At 71.9% G+C, this 19,193-nt stretch carries 15 protein-coding genes; 4 read left to right on the forward strand and 11 right to left on the reverse strand.

What is annotated here, in order from left to right; translation table 11 throughout:
* Positions 1-148 precede the first annotated feature (148 nt).
* From infB to rimP, 4 genes are all read right to left on the reverse strand, one after another.
* A complete protein-coding gene (gene infB, locus ACIF80_RS31595; RefSeq protein ID WP_399810863.1) occupies positions 149-3,241 on the reverse strand; it encodes a translation initiation factor IF-2 in 3,093 nt (1,030 codons plus the stop codon).
* Positions 3,242-3,391: 150 nt separating this feature from the next.
* On the reverse strand, positions 3,392-3,685 hold the full coding sequence (locus ACIF80_RS31600) for a YlxR family protein (protein WP_399810866.1): 294 nt from the start codon (positions 3,683-3,685) through the stop codon (positions 3,392-3,394).
* A 102-nt stretch (positions 3,686-3,787) separates the two neighbouring features.
* Positions 3,788-4,774 carry a transcription termination factor NusA gene (nusA, locus tag ACIF80_RS31605; protein ID WP_399810869.1) on the reverse strand — a complete coding sequence of 329 codons (987 nt, stop codon included), beginning with the start codon at positions 4,772-4,774 and terminating at the stop codon, positions 3,788-3,790.
* Between the two features lie 2 nt (positions 4,775-4,776).
* Entirely contained in the window at positions 4,777-5,322 is a 546-nt protein-coding gene (gene rimP / locus ACIF80_RS31610) for a ribosome maturation factor RimP (protein ID WP_399810872.1), read from the reverse strand.
* A gap of 389 nt (positions 5,323-5,711) precedes the next feature.
* On the opposite strand from rimP, the gene ACIF80_RS31615 reads away from it, so the two are divergent.
* From ACIF80_RS31615 to ACIF80_RS31625, 3 genes are all read left to right on the forward strand, one after another.
* Positions 5,712-6,284: a hypothetical protein gene (locus ACIF80_RS31615; protein ID WP_399810875.1), complete on the forward strand. Its 573-nt coding sequence runs from the start codon at positions 5,712-5,714 to the stop codon at positions 6,282-6,284.
* Between the two features lie 3 nt (positions 6,285-6,287).
* Positions 6,288-6,755, forward strand: a complete 468-nt coding sequence (locus ACIF80_RS31620) for a ferritin-like domain-containing protein (protein ID WP_399810877.1) — start codon at positions 6,288-6,290, stop codon at positions 6,753-6,755.
* A 93-nt stretch (positions 6,756-6,848) separates the two neighbouring features.
* On the forward strand, positions 6,849-7,772 hold the full coding sequence (locus ACIF80_RS31625; protein ID WP_399810880.1) for an aminoglycoside phosphotransferase family protein: 924 nt from the start codon (positions 6,849-6,851) through the stop codon (positions 7,770-7,772).
* A gap of 422 nt (positions 7,773-8,194) precedes the next feature.
* On the opposite strand, the gene ACIF80_RS31630 is transcribed toward ACIF80_RS31625, so the two are convergent.
* The 7 genes from ACIF80_RS31630 to ACIF80_RS31660 form a co-directional block, all read right to left on the reverse strand.
* The gene (locus tag ACIF80_RS31630) at positions 8,195-9,898 is read right to left on the reverse strand and encodes a proline--tRNA ligase (protein ID WP_399810882.1); all 1,704 of its coding nucleotides are present in this window, start codon (positions 9,896-9,898) and stop codon (positions 8,195-8,197) included.
* 89 nt (positions 9,899-9,987) lie between these two features.
* The gene (locus ACIF80_RS31635) at positions 9,988-10,572 is read right to left on the reverse strand and encodes a GNAT family N-acetyltransferase (RefSeq protein ID WP_399810885.1); all 585 of its coding nucleotides are present in this window, start codon (positions 10,570-10,572) and stop codon (positions 9,988-9,990) included.
* Between the two features lie 38 nt (positions 10,573-10,610).
* Positions 10,611-11,459 carry a GNAT family N-acetyltransferase gene (locus ACIF80_RS31640; RefSeq protein WP_399810888.1) on the reverse strand — a complete coding sequence of 283 codons (849 nt, stop codon included), beginning with the start codon at positions 11,457-11,459 and terminating at the stop codon, positions 10,611-10,613.
* 172 nt (positions 11,460-11,631) lie between these two features.
* Positions 11,632-12,789 carry a flavodoxin-dependent (E)-4-hydroxy-3-methylbut-2-enyl-diphosphate synthase gene (gene ispG, locus ACIF80_RS31645; RefSeq protein WP_399810891.1) on the reverse strand — a complete coding sequence of 386 codons (1,158 nt, stop codon included), beginning with the start codon at positions 12,787-12,789 and terminating at the stop codon, positions 11,632-11,634.
* Between the two features lie 196 nt (positions 12,790-12,985).
* Complete coding sequence (locus ACIF80_RS31650) at positions 12,986-14,278, reverse strand: M50 family metallopeptidase (RefSeq protein WP_399811178.1); 1,293 nt, start codon at positions 14,276-14,278, stop codon at positions 12,986-12,988.
* 8 nt (positions 14,279-14,286) lie between these two features.
* Positions 14,287-15,549 carry a 1-deoxy-D-xylulose-5-phosphate reductoisomerase gene (gene dxr, locus ACIF80_RS31655; RefSeq protein ID WP_399810894.1) on the reverse strand — a complete coding sequence of 421 codons (1,263 nt, stop codon included), beginning with the start codon at positions 15,547-15,549 and terminating at the stop codon, positions 14,287-14,289.
* A 192-nt stretch (positions 15,550-15,741) separates the two neighbouring features.
* Entirely contained in the window at positions 15,742-17,682 is a 1,941-nt protein-coding gene (locus ACIF80_RS31660; protein WP_399810896.1) for an acyl-CoA dehydrogenase family protein, read from the reverse strand.
* A gap of 433 nt (positions 17,683-18,115) precedes the next feature.
* Between ACIF80_RS31660 and ACIF80_RS31665 the strand changes: the two genes are divergently transcribed.
* A complete protein-coding gene (locus ACIF80_RS31665) occupies positions 18,116-19,165 on the forward strand; it encodes a LacI family DNA-binding transcriptional regulator (protein ID WP_399810899.1) in 1,050 nt (349 codons plus the stop codon).
* Positions 19,166-19,193 lie beyond the last annotated feature (28 nt).

The raw sequence follows: 19,193 nt of genomic DNA on the forward strand, positions 1-19,193 counted from the left end.
TTATTTCCCGCGGGGGGCCCCGGGGGGGGGCGCTCCCCCCCCCGGGGCCGGGGGTGGGGGCCCCCCCCCCCCCCCGCGGGCCGCCCCCCCCCCCCCCGCCGGGGGGGGGGGGCCGGCGCCCCCGCCGCCCGGCACACACCGTGGGGTGTTACACCCGCGGCTTCTCGCGCATCTCGTAGGTCGCGATGACGTCGTCGGCCTTGATGTCGTTGAAGTTCCCGAGGTTGATACCGCCCTCGAAGCCTTCGCGGATCTCGGTGACGTCGTCCTTGAAGCGACGCAGACCGACGATGTTGAGGTTCTCCGCGATGACCTTGCCGTCGCGGATGAGGCGCGCCTTGGTGTTGCGCTTGACCTCGCCGGAGCGGATGAGAACACCCGCGATGTTGCCCAGCTTGGACGAGCGGAAGACCTCGCGGATCTCCGCCGTGCCGAGCTCGACCTCTTCGTACTCCGGCTTGAGCATGCCCTTGAGGGCCGCCTCGATCTCCTCGATCGCCTGGTAGATGACCGAGTAGTACCGGACATCCACGCCTTCGCGCTCGGCCATCTGCTGTGCCCGCCCAGCGGCGCGCACGTTGAAGCCGATCACGATGGCGTCCGAGCCCATCGCCAGGTCGATGTCGGACTCCGTGACCGCACCGACGCCGCGGTGCAGGACGCGGATGTCGACCTCTTCGCCGACGTCCAGCTGGAGCAGCGAGGACTCGAGGGCCTCGACCGATCCGGACGCGTCACCCTTGATGATCAGGTTCAGCTGCTGGATCTCGCCGGCCTTGAGCACCTTGTCCAGGTCCTCCAGCGACACGCGGCGCGTGCGCTTGGCGAACGCGGCGTTGCGCTCACGGGCGGCGCGCTTCTCGGCGATCTGACGGGCCGTACGGTCCTCGTCGACGACGATGAAGTTGTCGCCCGCACCCGGGACGTTGGTCAGGCCCAGGACCTGGACCGGCGTCGACGGGCCGGCCTCGGCGACGTTGTTGCCGTTGTCGTCGAGCATGGCGCGCACGCGGCCGTAGGCGTCGCCCACCACCATCGTGTCGCCGACCCGCAGGGTGCCTCGCTGGACGAGGACGGTCGCCACGGCACCGCGGCCGCGGTCGAGCCGGGACTCGATCGAGATGCCCTGCGCGTCCTGCGTCGGGTTGGCCCGCAGGTCGAGCGAGGCGTCGGCGGTGAGGACGACGGCCTCCAGGAGGCTGTCGATGTGCAGACCCTGCTTGGCGGAGATGTCGACGAACATGGTGTCGCCGCCGTACTCCTCGGCCACGAGGCCGTACTCGGTCAGCTGACCGCGCACCTTGGTCGGGTCGGCACCCTCGACGTCGATCTTGTTGACCGCGACGACGATCGGAACCTCGGCCGCCTTCGCGTGGTTGAGCGCCTCGACCGTCTGCGGCATGACGCCGTCGTTGGCCGCGACGACCAGGATCGCGATGTCGGTCGACCGCGCACCACGGGCACGCATGGCGGTGAACGCCTCGTGACCCGGGGTGTCGATGAAGGTGATCCTGCGCTCTTCGTCGTTGACCTCGGTCGCGACCTGGTAGGCACCGATGTGCTGGGTGATGCCGCCGGCCTCGCCCGCGATGACGTTCGTCTTGCGGATGGCGTCGAGGAGGCGGGTCTTGCCGTGGTCGACGTGACCCATGACGGTGACGACCGGCGGACGGACCACCAGGTCGTCCTCGCCGCCCTCGTCCTCGCCGAACTCCAGGTCGAAGGACTCGAGCAGCTCGCGGTCCTCCTCCTCCGGGCTGACGATCTGAACCGTGTAGTTCATCTCGCCGGCGAGGAGCTGGAGCGTCTCGTCGGAGACGGACTGGGTCGCGGTGACCATCTCGCCGAGGTTCATCATGACCGCGACGAGCGACGCCGGGTTGGCGTTGATCTTCTCCGCGAAGTCGGTGAGCGAGGCACCGCGCGACAGGCGAATGCTCTCGCCGTTGCCGCGAGGCAGCATCACGCCGCCGACCGACGGGGCCTGCATGGCCTCGTACTCCTGGCGCCTCTGCCGCTTCGACTTGCGGCCACGACGGGCCGGACCGCCGGGACGACCGAAGGCGCCCTGCGTGCCACCACGGCCACCGGGACCGCCGGGACGGCCACCGAAGCCGGGACGGCCACCGCCGCCACCGAAGCCACCGCCGCCACCGGGACGACCGGCGAAACCGCCGCCGCCACCGGGACGACCGGGAGCACCGCCGCCGCCACCCGGGCGACCGGCGAAGCCACCGCCGCCGCCGGGACGACCGCCGCCGGGACGACCGGCACCGGCCGGACCACGGCCACCGCCGGGACCGCCACCGGGACGGGGGCCGGCAGCCGGACGCTGCGGCATCATGCCGGGGTTGGGACGCGGACCGCCGGGGCCGCCACCGGGACGGGGACCGCCCTGCGGACGCGGCATCGAGCCCGGGGAGGGACGCTGCCCGCCCGGAGCCTGCGGACGCGGACCGCCACCGCCCTGGCCACCGGGGGCCTGGGGACGGGGACCGGCGCCGGGGGCACCGGGACCGCCGGGACGCGCGCCCTGCGGGCGGGGGGCCTGCGGGCGGGCCATACCGGTGGAGCCACCGGAGGTGAAGGGGTTGTTACCCGGACGCGGACCGGCCGGGCGTCCACCCGGACGCTGACCGCCGCCACCGGGGCGCTGGCCCTGACCGGCCGGACGGCCGCCCTGACCACCCTGGCTGCCCTGACCGCCCTGGCCGGCGGGACGACCGCCGGGCTTGGGGGCGCCGGGGCGCGCGCCGCCGGGCTTCGGTCCGGCCGGAGCCGGAGCCTGAGCCTGGGACGGAGCCTGAGCGGCGGCCGGCGGGGCCTGAGCGGCGGCCGGCGGGGCCTGGAACTCCGGGGCCGCCGGTGCCGGACGCGGCGCGGGGCGCGGCCCCGGCGTCGGACGCGGACCGGAGGTCGTCGGAGCGGGCGCCGACGGGGCCGCGGGCTGCTGCGCCGCGGGGGGCTTGGGTGCGGCCGGCGGCCGCGGTGCTGCCGGACGTGCCTGCGCCGGGGACGGCGCGGGCCTGGGCGCGGCCTTCCTGGGCGCGCCGGGCTTGGCACCGGACTTGCCGTTGCCCCCGCCCTGCTGGAACGCGTCGGTCAGCTTGCGTACTACAGGCGCTTCGATCGTCGAAGACGCCGAACGGACGAATTCACCGAGCTCTTGGAGCTTGGCCATGACGACCTTGCTCTCGACACCGAACTCCTTGGCGAGTTCGTAGACCCGGACCTTAGCCACTTCGCTCCTCTGAGGTCCGGGTTGCGTCCGGACCGTCGCTAGTTCATGGGCGTACTCATCGCGTACTCATCGAGTGCTCATCGCAATCTCGACCTGCTTTCGACTCGCGAGGTACCAGACCGCACGGGGGGTTCCGCACGGCATGTCTTCTTACGGATTGCTGTCGCAACCCTGTGCCTGCTCGACGTAGTGGCGCAACGCCTTTACGTCGAGCGGTCCCGGGACGCGGAGCGCCCGCGGAAACGCCCTTCGGCGCACCGCCTGGTCAAGACAGACCGGGGCGGGATGCACATACGCACCCCGGCCGGGCAGCGTACCGCGTGGATCGGGGACGCACGCATCCTCGATCGTCACGATCCGCAGCAGCTCGTTCTTGACCGCTCGCTCCCGGCAGCCCACGCAGGTGCGCTCGGGGCGCGCGTGGGTAGGTGTCCGGCCAGACACTCCTAAGTCTACCTCCCCGGACCGACCTCACCCCTTTGGGGCAAGTATCGAACACGTGCCGCACACAAGACTGTCGTGATCTCAGCGAACGGCGGCTTGGATCTATTCCCCGGGCTGTTCCGTGTCCGGCCGGATGTCGATGCGCCAGCCGGTCAGACGGGCGGCCAGGCGGGCGTTCTGCCCCTCCTTGCCGATCGCCAGGGAAAGCTGGTAGTCCGGCACGATCACCCGGGCGGACCGGGCCGCCAGGTCCACGACCTCCACCTTGGTGACGCGGGCCGGGGAGAGCGCGTTGGCCACCATCTCGGCCGGGTCGTCCGACCAGTCGACGATGTCGATCTTCTCGCCGTTCAGCTCGCCCATCACGTTGCGCACGCGGCCGCCCATGGGGCCGATGCAGGCGCCCTTGGCGTTCAGCCCGGACCGGGTGGAGCGGACGGCGATCTTCGTACGGTGGCCGGCCTCGCGGGCGATGGCGGAGATCTCCACCGAGCCGTCGGCGATCTCCGGCACCTCCAGGGCGAAGAGTTTCTTCACCAGATTGGGATGTGTGCGCGACAGGGTGACGGACGGGCCGCGCACTCCCTTCGCCACCCGGACGACGTAACTGCGCAGCCGCAGTCCGTGCGAGTAGGTCTCGCCGGGCACCTGCTCCTGCACCGGCAGGATGGCCTCGAGCTTGCCGATGTCGACCAGGACGTTCTTCGGGTCGCGGCCCTGCTGGACCACGCCCGTGACGATGTCGCCCTCACGGCCGGCGTACTCGCCGAGCGTCGCGTCGTCCTCGGCGTCGCGCAGGCGCTGCAGGATGACCTGCTTGGCCGTGGTGGCGGCGATGCGGCCGAAGTCGGACGGGGTGTCGTCGAACTCACGGGCCTCCTGGCCCTCGTCGAGGTCCTCGGGGTCCTCCTTCGCCCACACCGTCACATGCCCGGTCTCCCGGTCGAGCTTCACGCGCGCGTGGCGGCGGCTTCCCTCGGTGCGGTGGTAGGCGATGAGGAGGGCCGACTCGATGGCCTCGACCAGCAGGTCGAAGGAGATCTCCTTCTCCCGTACCAAACCCCGCAGGGCGCTCATGTCGATGTCCACGGCTACGCCTCCTCTTCCGTCTCGTCGTTCGTGTCGTCGGTTCCGGTCACGTCCTGCGCGGCGGACTTGTCGTCCTTGCGGCTGAACTCGACCTGGACGCGCGCCCTGTCGATCTCGTCGAAGGCGAGCCGGCGCGCGGTGGGCTTGCGGCCCTTGACCCCGGGCACCTCGAGGTCGAGGCCGTCGTCGTCGGTCCGCAGGATCCGGGCGACCAGTTCGTCGCCCGCCGTCAGCCGGAAGCCCACCAGGCGGCCCGTGGCGCGCACGTAGTGCCGGTGCTCGGTGAGGGGACGTTCGGCGCCCGGGGTTCCGACCTCGAGGGTGTACTCACCGCTGCCCATCGCGTCGGTCTCGTCGAGCTTCGCCGAGAGCTCGCGGCTCACATCGGCGATGCGGTCCAGATCCGCGCCGGTGTCCGAATCGACCACGACGCGCAGCACCCGCTTGCGGCCGACCGTGTCCACGGCGATCTCCTCGAGATCGAGGCCCTGCGAGCTGACGAGCGGTTCCAGAAGTTCTCGAAGCCTCTCGCTCTGGGTGCTGCTCATCCGGGTGACTCCTCGGCCGCGTGTGCTGTTGTGGGATGGGGCGCGTGTCTGGTCAAAGGGTATCCGGTCGCGGGGGGTGATGCCGTCCACCCGGTGCCGGAGGGTGCCGCTGAGCGCCGGCGGGGAGATGCACGGGTACCGTGATCACGGGCCTAGGCCCTGTCGTCGAACTCCCCTCGTCCGCCGAAGGGCGGGCCGGACGGCGTCAGGTGCGTGTTCCCGGCGCCCCGGGTCCTGAACCTCGTACCGGGTGTACTCGGGTCAGGGTCCGGCGCGGTGGGAGCGCGTGCGTGGCGTCGCCCGGCGGACGGGGGTCCGGCGGCAGGGCCCGGGGGCCCTTCTCACGTTTCCGTCGCCACGTTCCGTACGAGCCCCCGAGGACGTCTGCCGTGCCGTTTCCCCCTGCTCCGCGCGCCCGTACGGGGCCGCGCAGAAGGAGCCTGTTCGCCGTCGTCCCGACGGCCCTGCTCGCGGCGGGCTGTTCCGCCGGGTCCCGGGATGCCGGTCCCGCTGCCGGCAGCCCTCCTCCTCCCCCGGCCGCCGAACGGGCACGCGCGCGTGCGGCGCGCGACAGCCGCGAGCTGGCCGAGCGGTACGACGCCGTGATCGCGGCGCACGCCGGGCTCGCGCGGCGGCTGGGTCCGTTGCGCGAGAACGCCGTGCGGCACGCCAAGGCCTTCGAGAGTCTCGGGACCGCGGCGGGTTCGGCCCCGGAGTCGCCGGAGTCGCCGGTGCCCACCGGGGCGGTGCCGTCCGCCTCGTCGCCGGTGCCGTCCGCCTCGTCGCCGGTGCCGGTGCCCACGAAGGAGAAGGACGCCCTCTCCGGGCTCGCCGCCGTCGAGCGGGAGATCGCCGACCGGCGCCTGGAGGCACTGCTCGATGCGCCGGCCGAGCTGGCCAGGCTGCTGGCGTCGGTGGCGGCGGCCGGCGCGGCACATGTGTTTCTGCTGACGGAGGGCTGACGGGTGAGCGAGGCGAAGGACCGGGAGTTGCGGGCGCTCCAGGCGGCTCTGGCGGCGGAGCACGCGGCGGTGTACGGATACGGGGTCGTCGGCGGGCGGATCGCCGCCGACCGGCGCGCGGACGCGCGCTCGGCCTACGACGCGCACCGCGCGCGCCGGGATGCGCTGGTGCGCGAGGTGAAGGACGCGGGCGCCGATCCCGTGGCCGCGGCCGCGGGGTACGCGCTGCCGTTCCAGGTACCGGACACGGCTGCGGCCGTGCGGCTCGCGGCGGAGCTGGAGAACCGGGTGGCCGGGGTGTACTCGGACCTGGTGCGTGCGAGCGGGGGCGAGCGGCGCCGTGCGGCGGCCGAGGCGCTGCGGGAGGCCACGGTGCGGGCGGTGCGCTGGAGCGGGGAGAGCGTAGCCTTCCCTGGGCTCGTCGAGCGGGCCGGGCCGTCCTCGGAGGCTCCGTCGGTACCGGCGGTGTGAGGGGACCGCACGCGAGGGCGTGCCGGAGCGGCGTGAGGGGGCGGCGGCAGGTGCCGCGTACGGCACGAAGGGAACGAAGGGAACGGCTCGCGCATGGTCTTCGAACCGCCGCAGCGTCTGGTGAGGGCGCTGGGTGAGACGGCTCCCGGCGACGGTGCGGACTGGCTGGAGAAGCTGCCCGGGGCGGCGCGCGAAGCCGTCGCACTGCGCGGGCTGACCGTGGAACGGGTGCAGGTGCCCGGAGGTCGCAGCAGCCTGGTGGTGCTGGTGCGGACGGCCGACGACACGCCCGCCGTGCTGAAACTGGCCCCCGCGCGGTCCCGGCCGGAGAGCGAGCGGGCCGCGCTGGCCCACTGGAACGGGCTGGGCACGGTCCGGTTGCTGGAGCCCTCCTCCCCGGACGGGGCGCTGCTGCTGGAGCGACTGCATCCGGATGTCTCGGTACGGTCGTTGCCGGAGGCGAAGGCGCTGCTGGAGGCTGCCGCGACGCTGCGGCGGCTGTGGGTCGAGCCGCCCGCCGGGGACGCCGCTCACGCCTTCGAGACGGTGGCCGAGCGGACCGGCCGGCAGGCCGAGGCGATGCGGGCGGGTGCCGCGGGCTCCCCCGAGGTGGCACCGCTGGTGTCCGCGGCGCTGGCGGCGCGCGAGGAGCTGCTGGCCGCGCCGCCCGAGCACCGGCTGCTGCACGGCACGTTCCGGCAGAGCAAGGTGCTCTCCGCCGGGCGGATGCCGTGGCTGGCGGTGGGCCCGGACCCGGTGGTGGGCGAGCACGCCTTCGACCTGGCCCGGCTGGTCCGCGACCGTGTGGAGGACCTCATCGCCCAGCCCTCCGGCGCGGCGACGACCCGCCGCCGGGTGAAGCGCCTCGCGGAGTCCCTGGAAGTCGACCGGGAACGCCTGCGCGGCTGGGCCCTGTTCCGCGCGGTGGAGTCGGGGGTGCGGGCCCGTCGGGTCGGCCGCGAACGGGACGCGGAACTGCTGCTGGAGTTCGCGGGCTGGCTCCAGAGGGACGTCTGACGCATCGCGGCGGACCGGCGCGCGGCGTCCGGTGCCGGGGGCACCTCCCACGCCCTCCGGGCGGTGGGGGGACACCGCAGGGCGGAGGGTCGTCCGCGTACGGGATGCAGACGGGTGGCGGGAGGGATGCAGGCGGGGACGGAAGGCGGGACGCGCTTCACCGTCGCGGGAGTTCGTGCGGCCGCGTGGTGCGGGAGGCCGTGCGGATCCGCGGAGGTGGTGGCCCGCTCATCGGCGGTCGGGCGGACGCGCCCCCTGCCGGTTGTGACGGCAAGGGGCGCGGTGGTCCGGTCGGCGTGCCTCCCGGGCTTGCTGACCGGAGTCCCGTGCACGGCCCACCCGGGACACGCCGCGGACCCGGGGCGGGTCCACGGACCGTCCACGGCCTGCCCCGGCTCTCCGAAGCCCGGCCGCGGGTCCCGTCAGTGAGCGGTCAGGCGGGCGATCGCCTCTTCGACGGTCAGTTCCTCGCGCTCGCCCGTGCGGCGGTCCTTGAGTTCCACGACGCCCTCGGCCGCGCGGCGGCCGGCGACCAGGATCTGCGGGACGCCGATCAGCTCGGAGTCGGTGAACTTCACGCCCGGCGAGACACCCGCGCGGTCGTCGACCAGGACGCGGACGCCGGCGGCGGCGAGCCGGGCGGAGACGTCGAGGGCGAGCTCGGTCTGCAGGGCCTTGCCCGCGGCGACCACGTGGACGTCGGCGGGGGCGACCTCCTTGGACCAGCACAGGCCCTTGTCGTCGGCGGTCTGCTCGGCCAGGGCCGCCACCGCGCGGGAGACGCCGATGCCGTAGGAGCCCATGGTGACGCGGACGGGCTTGCCCTGCTGCCCGAGGACGTCGAGCTTGAGGGCATCGGCGTACTTGCGGCCCAGCTGGAAGATGTGGCCGATCTCGATGGCGCGGTCGAGCCGGAGGCCGGTGCCGCACTTGGGGCAGGGGTCGTCCTCCTCGACCACCACGACGTCCACGTACGCGCCGACCTCGAAGTCACGGCCTGCGACCACGTTCTTGGCGTGGGTGTCGGCCTTGTTGGCCCCGGTGATCCAGGCCGTGCCCGGGGCCACGCGCGGGTCGGCGATGTAGCGGACCTTCTCCAGGCCCTGCGGGCCGACGTAGCCGCGCACCAGGTCGGGGCGGCCGACGAAGTCCTCGGCGGTGACCAGTTCGACGGCGGCCGGGGCGAAGTGCGCCTCGACCTTGCCCAGGTCGACCTCCCGGTCGCCGGGAACACCCACGGCGACGATCTCGCCGTCGACCTTGACCAGCAGGTTCTTCAGCGTGGCCGAGGCGGGGACGCCGAGCGAGGCGGCGAGGGTCTCGATGGTGGGGGTGTCGGGCGTCGGGATGTCCTCGGCGGCCGGGACGGCGGAGCCGTCGACGGGCTTCAGCTCGTAGGAGATCGCCTCGGTGTTCGCGGCGAAGTCGCAGTTCGGGCAGTCCGCGAAGGTGTCCTCACCGGCCTCGGCGGGGGCGAGGAACTCCTCGGACTTGGAGCCGCCCATCGCACCGGCGGTGGCGGCGCAGATGCGGTAGTCGAGGCCGAGGCGCTCGAAGATCCGCTGGTACGCCTGGCGGTGCAGACCGTAGGACCGGGTCAGGCCCTCGTCGTCGAGGTCGAAGGAGTACGAGTCCTTCATCAGGAACTCGCGGCCGCGCAGGATGCCCGCGCGGGGGCGGGCCTCGTCGCGGTACTTGCTCTGGATCTGGTAGAGGATCACCGGCAGGTCCTTGTAGGAGGACGCCTGGTCCTTCACCAGGAGGGTGAAGATCTCCTCGTGGGTGGGGCCGAGGAGGTAGTCGCCGCCCTTGCGGTCCTGGAGGCGGAACAGCTCGGGGCCGTACTCCTCCCAGCGGCCGGTCGTCTCGTAGGGCTCACGCGGCAGGATGGCGGGGAGCAGTACCTCCTGGGCGCCGATGGCGTCCATCTCCTCGCGCACGACGCGTTCGACGTTGGCGAGGACCTTCTTGCCGAGGGGCAGCCAGCTCCAGATGCCGGCGGCGGTGCGGCGCACATACCCCGCGCGGACGAGCAGCTTGTGGCTGAGGACCTCGGCGTCCGCCGGGTCGTCGCGCAGCGTTTTCGCCATCAACTGGGACATGCGCTGGACCGGTGCGTTCGCCATGGTTCTCGTACTCCTGCTGCGTCTGGGTGATGACTGGAGGTTAGCGGGGCGGGACGGGCCGGTGGAAATCGGTTACGGCCCCTGCGGCCCTACTGCCCCTTCCGGCCCTGCGCGCGCCGGAGCGGCAGGGGGGCGCCCATCACGGCGTACGGCTTGGCGGCGCTGGGGAAGTGGACGCGGCGGGCGAGGTCCTCGTAGCCGAGGGAGCGGTACAGGCCTCGGGCGGGGCTCTCGATGTCGATGGCGGAGAGGATCGAACGGGGTTCGTCGGCGCCGTCGGTGATCGTGGTGATCAGGGAGCGGCCGATGCCGTGCTTCTGGTAGCGCGGGTGGACGTGCAGTTCGGTGATGACGAAGGAGCCGTCGAGCCAGTCGTCGAGGCCCCGGGCACGCAGGTGGGGTTCGACGACCGTGGACCACCAGTGGGCGCGGTCGTTGGGCATGCCGTAGACGAAGCCGACGAGACGGCCGGTGACGGTGGCACCGAAGGCTCTGGCTCCCGGCAGGGTCATGTGGCGCAGCACGATCTGCCGGCGTACGGCGACCTCGTCGGGGCCGAGGCCGAACGCCTTCGCCTGGACCGCCAGCGCCTCGTCGACGTGGGCGGCGAGGTCGAGGGGGCCGATCACGATGTCGTCGGGACGGAAGTGCCCGTGACCGGGAAAGCGCAGCATGCCGGGGAGACTACAGGGGGCGGTGGGAGACCGTGAGGTCAGAACAGGATGCTCATGAACTCGCCGACCTCCTGGAACCCCACTCGCTGGTAGGTCCGGCGTGCGGCGGTGTTGAAGTCGTTGACGTAGAGGCTCGTCACGGGGGCGACGTCCGCGAGGGCGTAGCGGAGCACTGCCGCCATGCCGGGGGCGGCGACGCCCCTGCCCCGGTGTTCGGGTGCCACCCATACGCCCTGGATCTGGCAGGTGCGGTCGGTGGCGGCGCCGATCTCGGCTTTGAAGACGACCTTGCCCTCGGCGTCGAAGCGGGCGAAGGCTCGCCCGGCGCCGACGAGTTCGGCGACCCGGGCCTGGTAGAGCAGGCCGCCGTCGCCGGCCAGCGGGGAGATTCCGACCTCCTCGGTGAACATCGCCACGCAGGCCGGCATGATCTTTTCCATCTCGTCCTTGCGGACGCGGCGGACGTAGGGGTCCGGGGTGATGTTCTCGGGCAGGCGGTCGGCGACCATCAGGGGCTGGTGGGCGCGGACCTCGCGGGCGGGGCCCCACTGGGGTTCGAGCAGCCGCCACAGTGCGGCGGTGGGGGTCGCGGGGCCGACGACGGAGGAGCAGCGGCGGCCGGCCCGGCGGGCACGGTCGGCGAAGGCGCGGACGGCCCGGGGGGTGGCGCAGATGGGGACCAGGTTGGCGCCCGCGTAGCACAGGGACGTGAGCATGCCGTCCTCGTACCAGCCCCACATCTCGCCGCCGAGCCGCCACGGGTCCAGGCCTGCGACCTGCACCCGGGATGCCACGAAAGCGTTCGCCACCGGCTCGCGGTCGAGGATGGCGAGGGCGGCGTCCAGGTCGCTCGGTTCGAGGACCCGGGAGGTGGTCTGCGTCAACACGTGCGGGGGGCCTCACACACTTGGGTCTGCTGGTTTCCGCACTGTACCCGTCGAATTTGTGTGCTGCCGCTCCGCGGGAGGGAAACGGTCCTGCCCGGAGGTTCTCCGGGCAGGACGGGCCGGGCGACCGGCCCGAGCGGGCAGACGGGCCTGACGGGTCCGACGGGCTTCGTCAGCCGGCGACCGAGATCTGGGGTTCGCCGGAGGCCACGCCGTCGGCTTCCATCTGCTCGGCGATCTTCATGGCCTCCTCGATGAGGGTCTCCACGATCTTCGACTCCGGAACGGTCTTGATCACCTCACCCTTCACGAAGATCTGCCCCTTGCCGTTGCCCGAGGCCACCCCCAGATCCGCCTCCCGCGCCTCCCCCGGACCGTTCACCACACAGCCCATCACCGCGACCCGCAACGGCACGTCCATCCCCTCCAGACCCGCCGTCACCTCGTCCGCCAGCTTGTACACATCGACCTGCGCCCGGCCACAGGAGGGACACGACACGATCTCCAGACCCCGCTGCTTCAAATTCAGCGACTCCAGGATCTGCAGCCCCACCTTGACCTCCTCCACCGGCGGCGCCGACAGCGAGACCCGGATCGTGTCACCGATCCCCTGCGAGAGCAGCGCCCCGAACGCCACCGCCGACTTGATCGTGCCCTGGAACGCCGGACCCGCCTCGGTCACCCCCAGATGCAGCGGATAGTCGCACTGCGCGGCCAGCTGCCGGTAGGCCTCCACCATCACCACCGGATCGTTGTGCTTGACCGAGATCTTGATGTCCCGAAAGCCGTGCTCCTCGAACAGCGACGCCTCCCACAGCGCCGACTCCGCCAGCGCCTCCGGCGTCGCCCTGCCGTACTTCTTCAGCAGCCGCCGGTCCAGCGAGCCCGCGTTCACCCCGATCCGGATCGGCGTGCCGTGCTCCCCGGCCGCCTGCGCGATCTCCCTGACCTTGTCGTCGAACTGCTTGATGTTGCCCGGGTTGACCCGCACCGCCGCACAGCCCGCCTCGATCGCCGCGAACACGTACTTCGGCTGGAAGTGAATGTCCGCGATCACCGGAATCTGCGACTTGCGCGCGATCGTCGCCAGCGCATCGGCGTCGTCCTGGGTGGGACACGCCACCCGCACGATCTGACAGCCCGACGCCGTCAGCTCCGCGATCTGCTGCAGCGTCGCCCCGATGTCCGAGGTCCGCGTCGTCGTCATCGACTGCACCGACACCGGCGCGTCCCCACCCACCGCCACCGACCCGACCTGGATCTGCCGGCTCCTGCGCCGCGGAGCGAGTGTGGTCGGAACGGACGGCATGCCGAGAGAAATCGCAGTCATCTGCTGTGCAACCCCAAGTCGTGGATCAAGGTCCGGCTCCCGGTGAGCAGCGGGCTCCGCGCTCCGAGATTACGGCACGGCCATCGGCCCCGGCACATCCCGGTCGTAAACCCACCCAAAGGGCGATGGCCCGGAACGAAAGGGTTCCAGGCCATCGTGAACGGCAGGTGTCCGGCGGATGCCCACCGGACAGGCCCTACGAGATCCGTATCGGGTTCACCACGTCCGCGACGAGGACGAGGAGGGTGAAGCAGACGAAGACACCGGCCACCACATAGGCCACCGGCATCAGTTTCGCCACGTCGAACGGGCCCGGGTCGGGGCGGCGCAGCACCCTGGCGAGGTTGCGGCGCAGCGATTCCCACAGGGCGCCCGCGATGTGCCCGCCGTCGAGGGGCAGCAGCGGGAGCATGTTGAACAGGAACAGGGAGAGGTTGAAGCCCGCGAGCAGCATCACGAACATGGCCATCTGCTGCGAGGCCGGGATGTCGAGCGTGGCGATCTCGCCGCCGACCCGGGCCGCTCCGACGACGCCCATCGGGGAGTCCTGCTCGCGCGGGCCGTCGCCGAAGGCGGCGTCCCACAGGGCGGGTACCTTGGACGGCAGGGCGGCCAGGGAGTCGACCGCGTCGCCGACCCGGTCGGTCATCCAGACCACGGAGTCGCCGAAGTCCTGCTTGACGACGCCGGTGGCCGCGCTGAAACCGAGGAAGCCGGCTTTGACGTACTCGCCCTCGACGTAGAGCCCGTCGGAGTCCTTCTTGGCGACCAGGTTGGTGGCGATGTCCGCCTGGAGGGTGACCTCCTGGCCGTCACGGTCGACGACGATCGGCACGGCCTTTCCGGCGCTGTCGCGGATGAGGTCGGAGAGCGTGCCCCAGTCGTCGGTCCGGACGCCGTTGAACGCGACGATCCTGTCGCCCGCCTTCATCCCGGCCGCCTCGGCCGGGGACCGGGGGTCGGACTTCTCGCACGTGTCGCGGTTCTCGCTCTGCGAGATGACGCAGGGGGAGACCGAGCTGACGGTGGTGGTCTGCTGCTGGACGCCGAAGCCCATCAGCACGGTGAGGAACAGCGCGACCGCGAGGATCAGGTTCATGAACGGGCCCGCGAACATCACGATCACCCGTTTCCAGGGTTTCCGTGTGTAGAACAGGCGCTTCTCGTCGCCGGGCTGCAGTTCCTCGAAGGCGGCGGAGCGGGCGTCCTCGATCATGCCGCGCCACGGTGAGGTGGAGCGGGCTTCCAGGCGTCCGTCCGCGCCGGGCGGGAACATGCCGATCATGCGGATGTAGCCGCCGAACGGGATCGCCTTGATGCCGTACTCGGTCTCGCCCCTGTGCCGGGACCAGATGGTCGGGCCGAAGCCGACCATGTACTGGGGCACACGGATGCCGAACATCTTGGCCGTGGACAGGTGGCCCAGCTCGTGCCAGGCGATCGAGACCAGCAGGCCGACCGCGAAGACGACTATGCCGAGGATGAACATCAGGGTCGTCATGCACGCGCCTCCGCGCTCGCCGTACGGGCTGTCAGTTCCCGGGTCCTCGCTCGCGCCCAGGTCTCCGCTTCGAGGACGTCCGGGACCGTCAAAGAGGTTCCCGGCCGGGGGGTGCCGTGCTCCTCCACCACCCGGATGACCGTATCGATGATCCCGTTGAACGGCAGCGCGCCGGCGCGGAACGCCTCCACGCACTCCTCGTTCGCCGCATTGAACACCGCCGGGGCGGTTCCCGCGAGCCCGCCCACGTGCCGGGCCAGGTTCACCGAGGGGAAGGCCTCGTTGTCGAGGGGGTGGAACTCCCAGGTGGACGCCTTGCTCCAGTCGAAGACCGGGGCGGCGTCGGGGACCCTTTCGGGCCAGCCGAGGCCGATGGCGATGGGCCCGCGCATGTCGGGGGGCGTCGCCTGGGCCAGTGTCGATCCGTCCGTGAACTCAACCATCGAGTGGACATACGACTGCGGGTGTACGACCACCTCAATGCGATCGAAGGGAATGTCGTACAGGAGGTGTGCCTCGATGACTTCGAGGCCCTTGTTGACGAGGGTCGCGGAGTTGATCGTGATCACCGGGCCCATGGCCCAGGTGGGGTGGGCCAGGGCGTCCTCGACGGTGACGTTCGCCAGTTCGTCCCTGGTGCGGCCGCGGAAGGGGCCGCCGGACGCGGTGACGACGAGCTTTCGGACGTCCGCGCGGGTTCCGGCGGCCAGCGCCTGGAACAGCGCGGCGTGCTCGGAGTCGACCGGGATGATCTGTCCCGGCTTCGCCAGCGCCTTGACCAGCGGGCCGCCGACGATCAGCGACTCCTTGTTCGCGAGCGCGAGGGTGCGGCCCGCCTCCAGGGCGGCGAGGGTCGGGGCCAGTCCGATGGAGCCGGTGATGCCGTTGAGGACGGTGTGGCAGTCGGAGGCGGCGAGCCGTGTGGCCGCGTCCGCTCCGGCCAGGATCTCGGGCAGCGGCTCCCCCGCGCCGTACCGCGCGGCCAGCGCGTCGCGCAGCGCGCCGACGACGTCCTCGCGGGCGACGGCGACCGTGCGCACCCGCAGCCGGTGGGCCTGTTCGGCGAGGAGCGCGACGCGGCCGCCGTTGGCTGACAGGCCGGTGACGCGGAAGCGGTCGGGGTTGCGCAGTACGAGATCGATGGCCTGGGTGCCGATCGACCCGGTGGAGCCGAGGATCACCACGTCCTTGGGGCCGTCCCCCGCCACGGGGTCGTACACCAGGTGCGGGTCGGCGAGCGGAGCTGGAGCGTCGGTCATGGACTCCATTGTGTCCGGTCGCGGGGACTGCCGGGGCCCCGCCCCGGCAGCTTGTGCGCCGTGGTCCGTGCCGGGGTCCCGCCGTCGGGGCCGCCCCCTCCGGCCCTGTTCCTTCCCTTCTTCCTCCCGGCTCCTCCCGGCCTCCCCGGCATCACCCGCGCCGGCCGCCACGGGCCACCGCGGCCGGCCGCCTCAGCGGATCGGCCGGTGCTGGTTCTTCCGGGCGCTCGGGCCGGGCGCGGCGTCCGCGATCCAGGGGCCGTCGCCCGAGGGGTCGACGACGCCCTGCTCCAGCCAGGTGTACGTGCCGGAGAGCACGCCCTTGACGACCCGGCGGTCGATGTCGTCGGTGTTGGTCCACAGCCGGCCGAAGAGTTCCTCGACGCGGACACGGGACTGGCGGCAGAAGGCGTCGGCGAGCTGGTAGGCCTCGCGGCCGTTCTCGCCGCGGGTGCGCAGGAGCTCGGCGCGGACGCAGGCGGCGCTCATCGCGAACAGTTCGGCGCCGATGTCGACGATCCGGCCCAGGAAGCCCTGCTTGGTCTCCATCCGGCCCTGCCAGCGGGACATGGCGTAGAAGGTGGAGCGGGCGAGCCTGCGGGCCGCGCGCTCGACGTACCGCAGATGCGGCGACAGGTCGATGCCGTGCTTGAACTCGCCGTAGGTCCCAGGGAGCTGTCCGGGGCCCGTGACGAGCCTGGGCAGCCACTTCGCGTAGAAGAGGCCGGCGTTCGCCCCTGCCCTCGCCTTGTCGCCCAGGGTCTTCTCGGGGTCGATGAGGTCACCGGCGACCGACAGGTGGGCGTCGACGGCCTCCCGCGCGATCAGCAGGTGCATGATCTCGGTGGAGCCCTCGAAGATGCGGTTGATGCGCAGGTCGCGCAGGATCTGCTCGGCGGGGACCGCCCGTTCTCCGCGCTCCCCGAGGGAGTCGGCGGTCTCGAAGCCGCGTCCGCCGCGGATCTGGACCAGTTCGTCGGCCATCAGCCAGGCCATCTCCGAGCCGTACAGCTTGGCGAGCGCGGCCTCGATGCGGATGTCGTTGCGGTTCTCGTCGGCCATCTGCGAAGAGAGGTCGAGCACGGCCTCCAGGGCGAAGGTGGTCGCCGCGATGAACGCGATCTTCGAGCCGACGGCTTCGTGCAGCGCCACCGGCTTGCCCCACTGCTCGCGGGCCGCCGACCATTCGCGGGCGATCTTCAGGCACCATTTCCCGGCGCCGACGCACATCGCGGGCAGGGACAGCCGTCCGGTGTTCAGCGTGGTGAGCGCGATCTTCAGGCCCTGCCCCTCCTCGCCGATGCGGTGGGCGGCGGGGACCCGGACGCGGTGGAAGCGGGTGACGCCGTTCTCCAGGCCGCGCAGGCCCATGAAGGCGTTGCGGTTCTCGACGGTGATGCCCTCGGAGTCCGCTTCCACGACGAACGCGGTGATGCCGCCCCGGTGGCCCTCGGACTTCGGCACGCGGGCCATGACGACGAGGAGATCGGCGACCACGCCGTTGGTCGTCCACAGCTTCACGCCGTCGAGGACGTAAGCGTCGCCGTCCGGCACGGCGGTGGTGGCGAGCCGTGCCGGGTCGGATCCGACGTCGGGCTCGGTGAGCAGGAAGGCCGAGATGTCGGTGCGGGCGCAGCGCGGCAGGAAGGTGTCCTTCTGCTCCTGGCTGCCGAACATCTTCAGCGGCTGCGGGACGCCGATCGACTGGTGGGCGGAGAGCAGGGCGCCGATCGCGGGGCTGGCGGAGCCGACCAGGGCGAGGGCCTTGTTGTAGTAGACCTGCGTCAGGCCGAGGCCGCCGTACTTGGTGTCGATCTTCATGCCGAAGGCGCCGAGTTCCTTGAGGCCGGTGACCACCTCGTCGGGGATGCGCGCCTCGCGGTCGATCAGGGCTCCGTCGATCCGCGTCTCGCAGAAGTCGCGGAGCTTGGCCAGGAACTCCTCGCCGCGTTCGGCGTCCTCGCCGGCCGGGAGGGGGTGGGGGTGGATGAGGTCGAGCCGGAAGCGGCCGAGGAACAGTTCCTTGGCGAAGCTGGGCTTGCGCCAGTCCTGCTCCCGGGCGGCTTCCGCGACCTGGCGGGCCTCACGTTCGGTGACGGTGGGTCGGGACGGAGACTCGGGTGTTGCGGACATGAGGCTCACCTCGCCGCGTATCGGAGGGTATGGGGAATGTAAGGGGTTCGGCACCGGCCCCGGGGATCGTTTCGTGCGATCTTGGGGGTGTACGTTACCGACTGGTGCTACTCGTACGTATGTACCTGATTCGTAGCGACCTCGCCACCCTTCGTGCACCCGTTCGGCGGACCCGCCGCGGCCCCCGGGCCCTGCCGGGCCCCGTGGGAGTGACGGCGGCGCGGTCGTGGCAACCTGGGTGCCACGGGGTCCGGCCCGCACCCCGCCCACGTCGCGACGGGCACATCGGCACCCTCTTCTGTCGAAGCGCTTCGACAGCGGTATGGACACGCACCCGTGCTGGTATTAGGGTCGAGTCACCGGTCGAACCACCCTCAACCGCCCCATCGTCCTGGCGCACTGTCGAAGCGCTTCACAACAATTGGAGAGCTGGATGGTCACCCTCGCTGAGGTCGCCCAGCACGCCGGAGTCTCGGCGAGCACGGTGAGTTATGTCCTCAGCGGCAAGAGGTCCATCTCCGCGAACACCCGGCAGCGGGTCGAGGAGAGCATCCGCGAGCTCGGGTACCACCCGAACGCCGGGGCCCGCGCCCTGGCCAGCAGCAGGTCGAACATCATCGCGCTGATGGTCCCGCTGCGGACGGACATGTACGTGCCCGTGATGATGGAGATCGCCATCGCCGTGGCCACCACGGCCCGTGCCCACGGGTACGACGTCCTGCTGCTCACCGGCGAGGAGGGCCCCGACGCGGTGCGCCGCGTCGCGGGCAGCGGACTCGCCGACGGGATGATCCTGATGGACGTCGAACTCGAGGACGAGCGGCTGCCGCTGCTGCGCGGCGGGGACACCCCCGGTGGAGCGCGGCCGGGCGTACGCGCCGACCAGCCGGCGGTGCTGATCGGACTGCCCGCCGACACCTCCGGCCTGACCTGCGTCGACCTCGACTTCCGGGCCACCGGTGCGCTCTGCGTGGAGCATCTGGCGAAGCTGGGGCACCGCGACATCGCCGTCATCGGCGAGGCCCCCGCCGTGTACGAACGGCACACCGGCTTCGCCGAGCGCACCCTGGACGGCCTGCGCTCCGGTGCACGGGAGCTGGGGGTGCGGCTGCTGCACCGGCCGTGCGAGGGCGGGTACGACGCGATGGCCCTGACACTCGCCCGGATCCTGGACGAGCGTCCGGGCACCACCGGGTTCGTCGTGCAGAACGAGTCGGCGGTCGAGCCGCTGCTCGCCCTGTTGCGGCAGCAGGGGCGGGCCGTGCCGGAGGATGTCTCGGTGGTCGCCGTCTGCCCCGAACAGGTCGCCGTCCAGGCCTCGGTGCGGCTGACGTCGGTCGCCATTCCCGCGCAGGAGATGGGCCGGTACGCCGTGGAGCACCTGGTCGCCAAGCTCGACGGGCGGGACGGGGACGAGGTCGTCCTGATCGCTCCCGAGCTGACGGTCCGGGCGAGCTCGGGTCCGGCGCCCGCCCGCGCGTGACCCGCGCCGCCCGGTTCCCGCCCCGCCG

The organism is Streptomyces sp. NPDC085927 (assembly GCF_044540975.1).
Classification (GTDB): domain Bacteria; phylum Actinomycetota; class Actinomycetes; order Streptomycetales; family Streptomycetaceae; genus Streptomyces; species Streptomyces hirsutus.

Coding starts and splice junctions, on each gene's coding strand:
- rimP (WP_399810872.1), bottom strand. CDS start 5,322: ATGAGCAGCACCCAGAGCGAGAGGCTTCGAGAACTTCTGGAACCGCTC.
- ACIF80_RS31625 (WP_399810880.1), top strand. CDS start 6,849: ATGGTCTTCGAACCGCCGCAGCGTCTGGTGAGGGCGCTGGGTGAGACG.
- ACIF80_RS31630 (WP_399810882.1), bottom strand. CDS start 9,898: ATGGCGAACGCACCGGTCCAGCGCATGTCCCAGTTGATGGCGAAAACG.
- ACIF80_RS31635 (WP_399810885.1), bottom strand. CDS start 10,572: ATGCTGCGCTTTCCCGGTCACGGGCACTTCCGTCCCGACGACATCGTG.
- ispG (WP_399810891.1), bottom strand. CDS start 12,789: ATGACTGCGATTTCTCTCGGCATGCCGTCCGTTCCGACCACACTCGCT.
- ACIF80_RS31650 (WP_399811178.1), bottom strand. CDS start 14,278: ATGTTCATCCTCGGCATAGTCGTCTTCGCGGTCGGCCTGCTGGTCTCG.
- dxr (WP_399810894.1), bottom strand. CDS start 15,549: ATGACCGACGCTCCAGCTCCGCTCGCCGACCCGCACCTGGTGTACGAC.
- ACIF80_RS31660 (WP_399810896.1), bottom strand. CDS start 17,682: ATGTCCGCAACACCCGAGTCTCCGTCCCGACCCACCGTCACCGAACGT.
- ACIF80_RS31665 (WP_399810899.1), top strand. CDS start 18,116: ATGGTCACCCTCGCTGAGGTCGCCCAGCACGCCGGAGTCTCGGCGAGC.